The organism is Acinetobacter sp. ANC 4204 (assembly GCF_002135205.1).
Taxonomy (GTDB): Bacteria; Pseudomonadota; Gammaproteobacteria; order Pseudomonadales; family Moraxellaceae; genus Acinetobacter.
In genome coordinates, this window is the sequence record NZ_NEFZ01000004.1 from 417732 (window position 1) to 429472 (window position 11741).

General features: G+C 41.3%; 10 protein-coding genes. 3 read left to right on the forward strand and 7 right to left on the reverse strand.

What is annotated here, in order from left to right:
* Window positions 1-7 precede the first annotated feature (7 nt).
* The 4 genes from pstB to B9T36_RS11360 all read right to left on the reverse strand — a co-directional run bounded on the left by pstB (window position 8) and on the right by B9T36_RS11360 (window position 4832).
* A complete protein-coding gene (gene pstB / locus B9T36_RS11345) occupies window positions 8-922 on the reverse strand; it encodes a phosphate ABC transporter ATP-binding protein PstB (RefSeq protein ID WP_086209578.1) in 915 nt (304 codons plus the stop codon).
* Window positions 923-935: 13 nt separating this feature from the next.
* On the reverse strand, window positions 936-2324 hold the full coding sequence (gene pstA / locus B9T36_RS11350; protein ID WP_086209579.1) for a phosphate ABC transporter permease PstA: 1389 nt from the start codon (window positions 2322-2324) through the stop codon (window positions 936-938).
* Entirely contained in the window at window positions 2324-3703 is a 1380-nt protein-coding gene (pstC, locus tag B9T36_RS11355; RefSeq protein ID WP_086209580.1) for a phosphate ABC transporter permease subunit PstC, read from the reverse strand. Before pstC ends, pstA begins: the two co-directional genes overlap by 1 nt.
* A 103-nt stretch (window positions 3704-3806) precedes the next feature.
* Window positions 3807-4832 carry a substrate-binding domain-containing protein gene (locus B9T36_RS11360; protein ID WP_086209581.1) on the reverse strand — a complete coding sequence of 342 codons (1026 nt, stop codon included), beginning with the start codon at window positions 4830-4832 and terminating at the stop codon, window positions 3807-3809.
* 623 nt (window positions 4833-5455) lie between these two features.
* On the opposite strand from B9T36_RS11360, the gene B9T36_RS11365 reads away from it, so the two are divergent.
* Entirely contained in the window at window positions 5456-6508 is a 1053-nt protein-coding gene (locus tag B9T36_RS11365) for a Rieske 2Fe-2S domain-containing protein (protein WP_086209582.1), read from the forward strand.
* A gap of 120 nt (window positions 6509-6628) precedes the next feature.
* Here B9T36_RS11365 and B9T36_RS19260 read toward each other — a convergent pair whose 3' ends face one another.
* The 3 genes from B9T36_RS19260 to B9T36_RS11380 form a co-directional block, all read right to left on the reverse strand.
* Window positions 6629-6982, reverse strand: a complete 354-nt coding sequence (locus B9T36_RS19260) for a hypothetical protein (RefSeq protein WP_228146999.1) — start codon at window positions 6980-6982, stop codon at window positions 6629-6631.
* Between the two features lie 277 nt (window positions 6983-7259).
* Complete coding sequence (locus B9T36_RS11375) at window positions 7260-8792, reverse strand: pyridoxal phosphate-dependent decarboxylase family protein (RefSeq protein ID WP_086209583.1); 1533 nt, start codon at window positions 8790-8792, stop codon at window positions 7260-7262.
* A 2-nt stretch (window positions 8793-8794) separates the two neighbouring features.
* Window positions 8795-10168 (reverse strand): diaminobutyrate--2-oxoglutarate transaminase, encoded by a 1374-nt coding sequence (locus B9T36_RS11380; RefSeq protein ID WP_086209584.1) that lies wholly within the window; start codon window positions 10166-10168, stop codon window positions 8795-8797.
* Between the two features lie 473 nt (window positions 10169-10641).
* Between B9T36_RS11380 and B9T36_RS11385 the strand changes: the two genes are divergently transcribed.
* Window positions 10642-11346 carry an SIMPL domain-containing protein gene (locus B9T36_RS11385; protein ID WP_086209585.1) on the forward strand — a complete coding sequence of 235 codons (705 nt, stop codon included), beginning with the start codon at window positions 10642-10644 and terminating at the stop codon, window positions 11344-11346.
* Window positions 11347-11596: 250 nt separating this feature from the next.
* On the forward strand, window positions 11597-11741 hold a 145-nt coding region (locus tag B9T36_RS11390; protein WP_139841361.1), incomplete at its 3' end, for a helix-turn-helix domain-containing protein.

Below are 11741 nucleotides of genomic sequence, written 5' to 3' on the forward strand. Positions count from 1 at the left end.
ATTCAAATTAACCAAAACGACCGGTAATATAAGCTTCGGTTAGCTGATGATCTGGCTGAGTAAAGACTTTCTCCGTTGAGTTTACTTCAATCAAGTCACCTAAATGGAAGTAAGCGGTACGGTCTGATACACGTGCCGCCTGCTGCATTGAGTGCGTCACAATAGCAATCGTATACTGCGTTGAAAGCTCAGAAATTAGCTCTTCTACTTTCGCTGTTGCAATCGGGTCAAGCGCTGAACATGGCTCATCCATCAAAATCACTTCAGGACTCACTGCAATCGTACGCGCAATACATAAACGTTGCTGCTGACCACCAGATAAGCCTGTGCCCGGTTGGTTTAGACGATCTTTAACTTCATCCCAAAGACCTGCTTTACGCAAGCTATTTTCTACAATTTCTTCTAAGTCATACTTATCACGTGCTAAACCGTGTAGTTTAGGACCATAAGCCACGTTGTCAAAAATGGACTTTGGGAATGGGTTTGGTTTTTGAAATACCATACCGACTTGAGCGCGAAGCAATACCACATCGAGGTTTGGGTCATAGATATCTTGATTATCCAACATCACTTTGCCCGTCACACGACAGCTATCAATCGTATCATTCATACGGTTCAACGTACGTAAGAAGGTCGATTTACCGCAGCCCGATGGCCCAATAAATGCAATCACTTCATTTTCGTAGATATTCAGATCAATCCCTTTAATCGCCTCAGCTTCACCATAGTAAACATGTACATCTGACGTGCTGAGTTTGATTTGGCCCTGTGCTTGATCTTTCTTAGCAGAAGCAGGTGTTTCGAACTGCGACACAAATGAAGTACCCTGCTGACCATTTGTCGTATTTGGGTTTGTAAATTGAGTGTGTTCTTGATTCACTGTCTGATCCTGATCTAAGGAGTTTTTAACAACGGTATTCATATTTTGCCCTCACTTACCAGCGGACTTCAAATTTCTTACGTAACCAAATTGCAATACTGTTGAGTCCAATCATCATTGCAAGGAGGACAATAATTGCTGCGGCAGTACGACCTTCAAAGAAGTTTCGTAATTCATTCCCCTGCCATAAGAAGATCTGTACAGGTAACGCACTCGATTGGTCAAACGGTGTTGCAGGTACACTTGCAACGAATGCGCTCATCCCAATTAACAATAATGGTGCAGTTTCACCCAAAGCTTGAGCTACGCCAATGATTGCCCCCGTTAAAATACCCGGCAATGCAAGTGGTAACACATGATGGAATACAGTTTGTACACGTGAAGCACCTAGCCCTAAAGCTGCTTGGCGAATTGAAGGTGGTACAGCTTTCAACGATGCCCGTGTCGTAATAATCACCGTTGGTAAAGTCATTAGGCTCAGTACCAAACCACCGACCAAGGGTGCAGAAAGCGGTAAATGCATCCAGCCAATAAAGATCGCAGCACCCAGTAAACCAAAGACAATTGATGGTACAGCCGCAAGGTTGTTAATGTTGACTTCAATGACATCAGTAATCCAGTTCTTTGGCGCAAATTCTTCAAGATAAATCGCAGATGCCACACCAATTGGAATCGAAATAATGATCACGATCAGCATCATGAACAGCGATCCCATGAATGCCCCTGCTAAACCTGAAGTTGCAGGAGAACTACGTGAATCTGGACTAACAAAAATGTTGGTATTAAAGGTATTTTCCATCACACCTGAAGCTTTCATTTGGTCTGCAATTTGACGTACTTCTGGGCTCAGCTGTTGTTGCTCATCTGGTAAAGCACGGTCAATGTTCCCTGCGAGCCACACATCCACATTGGCATCGGCAAGGATTTTAATATCCTCTTTTTTACCAATGAGTGTTGGATCCTTCATCACCATATCTCGTAAGCGATATGCTTCCGAACTGGTATAGATAGATGCTAAATCATCACGCTTGCTTGCAAGTGCTGGATCTTTTGCAATCATCGCATTCACAATGAGTGCATCCCAATCCACCATCCCCACTTCAGTCTGCCAAGCAATAAAACGCTCTTCAAACTGCGCTGGAGATTCACCTGCACGCTGCACTGGTTTTGCCCCAGTGGTAATAATAGCAGGATCAAAGTACACAGGTAGGTTCATACTACTTTGCCAAAAAGCAGGTAGACCTTTAGACAAAATACTACCGAAAAGAAGTGCAACAAAAAGTAGGCCTGCAATAACTGCAGAGAAGCCTAAGATGCGAAATGTCTTTTCTTTACGGTGACGTTTAGCCAAAGAATTACTGATCGTTTGCTTACGCTTTTCTCGTAATTCTGCCGCAAGTTGTGGATCAAAAACTTGATCTGCTGTGCTATTAGAAGTCGTCATTAGTCGTATTGCTCACGATATTTACGCACGATGTACAGTGCTACAATGTTCAAACCAAGGGTAATCACGAATAAAGTCAGACCCAATGCAAAAGCCACCAATGCTTGCGGACTTGCAAAGTCTGTATCGCCTGTTAATTGGTTTACGATGGTAATCGTTACCGTTGAAATCGCTTCAAGTGGGTTCGCATGAAGTAAGGGACTGTTTCCTGCTGCTAACACCACAATCATGGTCTCACCAATTGCACGTGATGCAGCAAGCAAGAACGCACCAATAATACCGGGAAGTGCTGCAGGTAAAACGACCTGACGGATCGTCTCAGACTTTGTCGCACCTAAACCCAATGAGCCATCACGCAATGCACGTGGCACCTGTGTGATAATGTCATCTGAAAGTGATGAAACAAAAGGAATGATCATGATTCCCATCACGAAGCCTGCAGTAAGTGCACTGGTCGCATTGATCTGCAATCCAACCGATTCACCGACCATTTTAAAGAATGGACCAATAATCATCAGTGCAAAAACACCATAAACAATGGTTGGAATCCCTGCGAGAACTTCAATGGTTGGTTTTGCCCAAGCACGGAAACTTGGCGATGCATATTCGGCCAAGTAGATAGCAATCATCAGACCTACAGGAACTGCAACCAGAAGAGCAACACCACTCACCATGAGCGTGCCCCAAAGTAATGGCAGCAAACCATAGCTTCCTTCTGCATTACCAGATGTACTAAAACCTGGATTCCATTCTGTGCCGAAGAAAAAGTCAAGTGGACTCACAAAGTGGAAGAATCGCATTGCTTCACTAAACATCGACATGACAATACCGATGGTTGTTAGGATCGCAACACCCGAACACAGTGCAAGTGCAATATTGATGGTCTTTTCAACTTGGTTACGTGCACGGAATTGGGTTCCAATACGTTTTTTTGCAACCACTAGACCGGCTAATGCAGCACAAATCACCACGGCGATTTTTGCAAATGTACCAATACTTTGAAACTTAGCCAGTTGCTCAGCAGCAGCAAGTTCATACGCTGCTGGTGTATCGGTTACACCGAAACCTGATGCAATCGCTTCTACACGATTGATCAACACATCTGTACTTGCTGCATCTAAGGTTGCAGCAACTTGTGCTGGCACATGGTTTAACACCACATGATTCAAAATGTTTGGTTCAACAATATTCCAAACAATCAAAATTAAAAAAGCAGGGATACCACACCACAAAGCCACCAACGCACCGTAATAACCCGGACGCGAGTGTAATTTTGCAGAATTATTTCCCTTACCTGCTAAGTTACGGCTCTTGCTTAAGCCAATTTGGTAGGCTATGGCAATCAGTGCCAATAACACACCTATTAGTAGCAGATTCATGTATTCTCCACGGTTCTTTCAATTTTCATTATTTGAAAAAACTTGATCCTAGTAAAAAAAGCCAAAGGTAGGACTTGCCTACCGTTGACTGTTTCTATGCTAATTACTTAACGGCTTTGCCTGCTTTAAAGTTCGCAAGCACTGCTGCACGTTCTTTGTCTGACATTGGAATCAAACCAGCACGCTCAAGCTTTGAACCTTTTCCTGAAACTTTTTTGCTGATGAAGTATTCAGTATATTCTTTCAAGCCTTTGATTGATTTTAAGTGCTCACCTTTCACGTAGAAGAAGAGTGGGCGAGAAACTGGGTATGAACCGTTCAAGATTGTTTTTTCAGATGGTGCAACATTATTTACTGTCGCTACACGTAACTTGTCGCGGTTTTGGTCATAGAAACCAAGACCAAACACACCTACAGCATTTGGAGATGTTTTTAAACGTGCAAGCGTTTCAGTGTAGTCGCCTGCAATTTCGATCACTTTGCCATCTTTACGGAAAGTTGAACACGCTTTCTTTTGTGCATCTTTATCCATTGCTTTGATTGCTGCGTAAGTTTCGCAACCTGCATCAACCATTTTTTCTTGGAATACTTCACGTGTACCGTGGTTTGAAGCAGGAATCACTAAAGTGATGGCTTCATTTGGAAGGCTTTTGTCAATTTGATTCCAACGTGTATATGGGTTTGCTACCATTTTACCGTTAGATGGCAATTGAGCTGCTAAAGCTGCATATACGTGCTGTGGACGTAATTTATAAGCTGCTTTGTTTGCATTCGATGCAAACACAATACCGTCGTAACCAACTTTGATTTCTAGAATTTGGTTTACGCCTGCTTTCTTACAAGCAGCCAACTCTGTATCTTTAATTTTACGAGATGCGTTTGCAATATCAATTGTATTATCACCCACACCGTTACAGAATTGCTTTAAACCACCTGAAGTACCACCTGAACCTACAACTGGTGCTTTAAATTGTGGGAAAGTATTACCAAACTCTTCAGCAACAATACTTGCATATGGTAAAACTGTTGAAGAACCAGCAATTTGTATTGTGTCACGAGCTGCATTTGCCGTGGTTGCTACAGCTGCCCCAGAAACAACTACTGCAAGTGCGATATGGTTTAAGCGCATATTTGTTATCTCACATATTAAACATTTTGGAGTACGCCACTTTTTTATTCAGTCTTGTACTTTTTTGGATAACTGCATTTTGATTTCAGAATATGACAAGCAAGTTACAGCATTGTGACACTTTCATGATGTTTAGTTTTATTTGTCCATGATTCGTTACACTTTGTTCACCTTTTACTTGCTTTAAACGGCTTGGGAAATACGGATTATTAATGATACTCTGCGTCGAAGCATTGCCACAACTATCCACAAAAATATTTAAAATCAATAATTAATAGAAATACAGCACATTTTTTATTTTCTATATTTTAGACTTTACTCCTATTGCTAGAATGATAAACCTACAGCAATTCACCCTCATAGAGCACAGAAATTAACCGCAGATAAATGACAAAAATTTTAGCCATATTGAAAAAAATAGACCACCATTTATGTTCTTTTCTCCCTCACATATCTTATTTATGACGGACAAAATGACAGCCCTGCCATTAACAGTCACATCATTTTTTTATTTCTTCACCACAGGTCTTTCTATTTTTTAGAAAAACTTGTCCGAATAATTGAAATTTCAGAGAACAGTTCTTTGTCCTATATTTTGTAAAAGACAGCGCAAAGAAATGAATATGAATAGCAAAACAATCCGTACTTTTGACCCAGATCTTCCTATTCACCTGACATTTGAGGAACAGGACTGGCACATTTTGGCTGAATACTGGTATCCCATTGCTTTAGTGAGGGACTTAACAGAACAACCAACTTCAACTCTGCTTTTAGACATGCCATTGGTCATGTATAAAATGGGAGATGAAATCATTGTGGCAAAGGATGCCTGCCCCCATCGTGGCGTCCCTTTGAGTTTGGGCAAGAATGACGGACAAGGTGTCGTCTGCCGCTATCATGGCTTACGCTTTGGACATGAGGGTAAATGCAATCGCATCCCCGCCCATCCCGAACACAAGATATCGGAGCGCTTTAACCTCAAAACCTATGCGCATGTAGAGCGTTATGGCTTACTGTGGTGCTCTCTCAAAGCAAAAATAGGCAGCATACCCCATATTCCTGACATGCCCCATTGGGATGAAATGGAGTTTCAACAACTGGTATGTCCACCTGTAGACATCCAATGCTTCGCAGGTCGTCAACTGGAAGGCTTCATTGATGTAGCGCATTTTGCATGGGTACATCCCGATACATTTGGTGACCCAGACGATGCTGAAGTGCCTGATTATAAAACCACTGAAACTGCGAATGGTTTTAGTGCCGACTATATAAGCAGTGTAGGACGCTATCCAATTGGAGAAGTGCAACGTGGCGAAGCAGGCTTCCAGTGGCTCAGGCATTTTGAGGTTCATCTCCCCTTTACAGCCACTTTAACCATTCATTTTCCACACGGAACACGACAAGTGATCATGAACGCGGCTTCACCCATGTCCGCACGCCAAACACGCCTTTTCGCACCTATTTGCCGTGATTATGACAAAGATCTACCTGTGGAAGATGCTTATGCTTTTAACTTAAAAATCTTTGAAGAGGACCGCCTAATTGTAGAAAACCAAAAACCTGAATACTTGCCATTAGACCTGAGTATTGAAGCCCATTTTCCTGCGGATCGCAGTTCCAGCATGTATCGAAAATTACTCAGAAAAAAAGGATTTAGCCCATTATTTGCAGCTTAAAAGTGATCAATACATGCCTCAATCTTAGACGGAGTTAACTTAGCTGACTTGCTGTATACATTTTATTAGGCAGCATTGGAGGATAGGACATTCCTCCAATGCTGCCTACATAGGATGTTGCTACTTTTGATCGCTAAAAGTGCAAACACGACTTTTACAATCTAATTCCTCTTCCCAAAAGCGCATAACTTCAGAAATAGCTTCATGTAGAAATCGACACCCGACATATTCGCCATTTATTTCAATTTCTTGTTCAAACTGGATAAAAACAAAATTCGACTCTGTAAACATGCCATCAAATCCATCAACAAATAGGCCCTCATTTTGCTCTGCTTTTATTTGCTCTGTAGAATGAATACTTTTTGGAATATTTGTATCGCTTTTAGATTCTCTCAGTATTCCATGCTTAGTTGCATTACAAACATCGCGGATCAATGCTACTTCTGAACAAATACTATAAATTTCTTCTTTCAACAATTTTTCTGTAATAGACCAGACCATTCCGTATTTTTATTTAGATAAATTGCCCAATAATCTCGCATATGATCTAAAACAATAGCAGCAATTCTACCTTTTCGCAGATCATGCTTATATTCAAAGAAATCTTGCACCATTGGTTACACAATATTTAGCCAATAGTCGAATATATATTCATTTTTATTCATATCTTTTCTTAAAATAGTATTTTCAAAGAAATTATGCCGTAAAAAAGGGAGCTCATGAGAGCTCCCTTTTTTACACAAACAATCGTTTAAGCAATTGCAGGTATATAGGTTCCATCTGCGATTGGACCTTTGATACGATCCGCTTCTGCAAGCACAAGGCCAAGCAGGTTCTTCACGTTATCTAAAGTCGCAACTGGGCTTAAAGTCGTCATTTTCAATGATTGATTTTGACCTACTTTAGTAACGCCAATATTCGCTTCACCACGTGCAAACAATTCATCTGCAACGTTTTGGTTTAAGGTATCAAGCAATTCTACTGGGTAGTCTGCTGGAACCACACGGAACAATACAGATGCAAATTGTGGATCAACCAACATCTCTAAACCCGCAGTTGCATTGATATAATCAGCAACGTCACGGGTCAGTGTTACACCGTGGTCAATCATAGAACCATAAAGCTCTTCACCTAGTGCTTCAACAGTCATCCAAAGTTTCAACGCATCAAAACGACGGGTTGTTTGAAGTGACTTAGACACCAAGTTTGGCACGCCATGCTCTTCGTCATAAGCAGAGTTTAAATACTCAGCTTCGTAGTGCATGAAACGATAGTTCGCTTCATCTTTTAACAAGAACGCACCACAAGAGATGGTTTGGAAGTAATGCTTATGGAAATCCAGCGTAATGGAGTCAGAAAGCTCGATCCCATCCAACATATCACGGTGATTGTTCGATAAGATTAAAGCACCACCCCATGCTGCGTCGATATGCATCCACGCACCATATTTGTTGGTGATTTCACGAATTTTCTTGAGTGGATCAATCGCACCTGCATCGGTTGTACCCGCAGTTGCAACCACACATGCCACGATTTTACCTTCAGCTTGAAGGTGCGCCATGGTTTTTTCAAGTGCATCCACATCCATCTGCGCGTTTTCGTTCACAGGAACGGTCACAACAGATTGGAAACCCATGCCCATCATCGCCATGTTCTTTTGCACAGAAAAGTGTGCATTTTCAGAACAAATAACTTTGACGTTACGCATCGCATCGCCTGGCACACCATCACGCTGTACAGACCACGGATTACCGTTTTCGTCTTTCCAGTTTTTCGCGATACATGCATCACGTGCAAGCAGTACACCCATCAAGTTTGACTGTGTGCCACCAGAAGTGAATACGCCTGCTTGACCTGCGCCATAACCTACTTTTTGACGAAGCCAATCAATCAACTGTACTTCCATCAAAGAACCAGCAGGGCTTTGATCCCATGAGTCCATTGATTGGTTCGTTGCATTAATCAGCACTTCAGCAATTTGACTGGTGACCATGGTCGGACAGTGCAAATGTGCAAGCGAGTGTGGGTGATGGACTTTTAAGCTTTTATTTAAGAAAAGCTCAACCATACGTTCAAGTGACTTTTGTACACCCAAACCCTCTTTAGAAGGATTAAACGCAATCGCACTGCGGAGCTCTTTGATGCTACCGCCCGTGTACATTTTGTCGTTTTGCAACCATGCTGCAACTGCTTTAGTCGCTTGGTCCATTGCTGACGAGTAGTCAGCAATAGATGCAGCATCATTGCAGAGTAACGCCTTACGGTGTTCTGCAAAATCAACCATGATTACGCGCCTCGAGTTGCAACAAGTGCTTCAGCAATTGCTTTCTTAAAGCGAACAATTACTTCTTCACATTCAGCTTGAGTGATAATAAGTGGGCAAAGTAAACGAATAACTGTGCCGTTACGACCGCCTTTTTCTAACAACAATTTGTTGTTAAAGCATGCCGCTTGAATCGCTGCTGCCAGTTGACCATCTGCAGGTAAAGACCCCATATGATCCGCTGGTTTACGCTCATCAACAATTTCAACACCAATCATCAAACCACGGCCACGCACGTTACCGATACATGGGAACTCTTGAGCCAGCTTTTTAAATTCAGCTTGTAAGAAATCACCACGTTCTTGTGCATTCTGCGCAAGGTTTTGTTCTTTGATGGTTTTGATGGTTGCAAGACCAGTACCCATCGCCAATTGGTTACCACGGAAAGTACCCGTGTGACCTGCTGGTTGCCATGCGTCGAACTTACGCTTAATGCCCAGTACAGCAAGCGGTAAGCTACCACCTACAGCTTTAGACATGACAACAACGTCAGGTTCAATACCTGCGTGTTCGAATGCGAACATCTTGCCTGAACGTGCAAAGCCTGCTTGAACTTCGTCAAGAATCAACACGATATTGTGTTTTTCAGTCACTTCGCGGATTTTTTTCAACCATTTAGTTGGCGCTGTTACCACACCACCTTCACCTTGAATTGCTTCAAGAATCACAGCAGCTGGCTTAGTTACACCACTTTCAACGTCTTCGATGAAATTCTCAAAGAAATACGTTAAAGCATCCACACCCGCTTCACCACCTAAACCAAGTGGGCAACGGTATTCATGTGGGTACGGCATAAATTGAACGCCTGGCATCAAACCATTTACAGCATTTTTAGCAGACAAATTACCTGTCATAGCAAGCGAACCATGTGTCATACCATGGTAGCCACCAGAGAAGCTAATCACTGTACTACGACCCGTATAAGTCTTTGCTAATTTAATTGCTGCTTCCGTGCCATCTGCACCAGATGGACCACAGAACTGTAAACAATACTCTTCTTTACCACCAGGTAATTGCTCAAGTAATGCTTCAGTAAACGCATCTTTTAAAGGTGTCGTTAAATCCAAAGTATGTAATGGTAGACCGCTTGCAAGCGTATCTTGGATACTTTGAATTACCGCAGGATGATTATGGCCCAAAGCCAATGTTCCTGCCCCAGCTAAACAATCGAGGTACTCTGTACCTTCAACATCAGTAACCCAGCAACCTAATGCTTTGGCTATCGCTAACGGTAATTTCCGTGGATAGCTACGAACATTGGATTCCATCTGACTTTGGCGAGTCAAATAGTATTCGTTAGTAGAATTAGTGGCAGGGTTTACAGAAGAAACGCTCATATCGAATTACCATCTCTGATATGGGTTGAAAGAAATAAGTCGGGTGACTTTTGGTCCTTTGACTCGGCGCTTTATAAAATCTAGTTAGATAGTGTTCAGATACTTCATAACTAGGAGGCGGATGATACAGAAATTTTCAATAAAATAAACAGCTTTTGGATATTATCTGTCATAAATTTACTAAAAAAATAGATCGTCCCAAACCATAGCTTAAATTATCATCTTACAGTGTGACAACGTAAAGAAAACCCGATGATTTTATTTATTTTTCAACTTTGCCAAAAAATATAATAAAGTTCAGCTTAGATGAAAATTAAGCGATTGAAAAAATTAAATATATTTAGGCTTTATTAAAAAATAATGTGTACTCATTTTTACAATCGAACCACAATATTTTCGCAAATTCACCACAAATTGGCTTTAAGCTTTTTATAAATGTTGCAAAACTCCTCGTAAATAAAAAAGGAATAAAAATGCGTCAATTCTTCATCCCAGCCATCGCACTTAGCACTTTATTTAGCTCCGCAGTTTTTGCACAGTCAGATAACCAATTAAACTACAATATTGTCAACGTTCAGGCCGAAGCAACACGCCAAGTTTCCAATGATCTCATGAATGCAACGTTGTACATTGAACGTAGCAATAAGCAACCTGCTGAACTGGCTACTCAAATTACACAGTTGATGAATCAAGCCACTGCTTTAGCACGCAAATACCCAAGTGTAAAAGTCGAAACAGGCTCTCAAAGCACTTACCCAATTTATAATGATGACAACCAAAAGCTAAAAGAATGGCGTGGTCGTGCAGAAATTAATTTAGAAAGCACAGACTTTAAGGCAGCAAGTCAGTTGATTGGTGAGTTACAACAGAACTTCCAAACCCAATCTATTGGTTTTAGTGTATCTGATGCACAACGTAAAAAAGTCGAAAATGAGCTGATTATTGAAGCATCGAAAAACTTCCAACAACGTGCGCAATCTTTAGCACAAGCATGGAACAAATCAGGCTATAACTTGGTGAACTTGAACATTAACACCAGTAACTATTACCCTCGTCCAGTGATGATGCGTGCTGAAAGTGCAAAATTTGCAATGGCTGATGCAGCACCAATGCAAGATGTGGCAGGTGGCGAGTCTAAAATCACCGTAAATACAAATGGTACTGTTCAATTTAAATAAAGAAATAGCGCTCATGCAATTTGAAAAGCGACATTAAACCTAGCTTTTAAATTCAGTGCGCAACGTGATTTTACTTTTAAAGCTGACAGCCAATTCACTCAAATCCATGCAGCAGATAAAAAAGACTACATTTTTGTGGTCTTTTTTATTTCTTAGATTCTCAAATGAAGTGCAACAGAGATTAAATTATTGGAAAGAAGCAAGATGAGCTAGCATTTTGCTTCCGACCGACCAAAGTCAAAGTTGCATCATGAACTATACTCATCTTACCCAAGAAGAACGATATCAGATTTATACATTGTTACGTGAAGGTTTTTCTAAACGTTATATCGCTTGGAGACTGAATCGTTCACCTTCAACCATTWCTAGGGAAATCAAACGTAATCGAGCTAGAA

Coding starts and splice junctions, on each gene's coding strand:
- pstB (WP_086209578.1), bottom strand. CDS start 922: ATGAATACCGTTGTTAAAAACTCCTTAGATCAGGATCAGACAGTGAAT.
- pstA (WP_086209579.1), bottom strand. CDS start 2,324: ATGACGACTTCTAATAGCACAGCAGATCAAGTTTTTGATCCACAACTT.
- pstC (WP_086209580.1), bottom strand. CDS start 3,703: ATGAATCTGCTACTAATAGGTGTGTTATTGGCACTGATTGCCATAGCC.
- B9T36_RS11360 (WP_086209581.1), bottom strand. CDS start 4,832: ATGCGCTTAAACCATATCGCACTTGCAGTAGTTGTTTCTGGGGCAGCT.
- B9T36_RS11365 (WP_086209582.1), top strand. CDS start 5,456: ATGAATAGCAAAACAATCCGTACTTTTGACCCAGATCTTCCTATTCAC.
- B9T36_RS11375 (WP_086209583.1), bottom strand. CDS start 8,792: ATGGTTGATTTTGCAGAACACCGTAAGGCGTTACTCTGCAATGATGCT.
- B9T36_RS11380 (WP_086209584.1), bottom strand. CDS start 10,168: ATGAGCGTTTCTTCTGTAAACCCTGCCACTAATTCTACTAACGAATAC.
- B9T36_RS11385 (WP_086209585.1), top strand. CDS start 10,642: ATGCGTCAATTCTTCATCCCAGCCATCGCACTTAGCACTTTATTTAGC.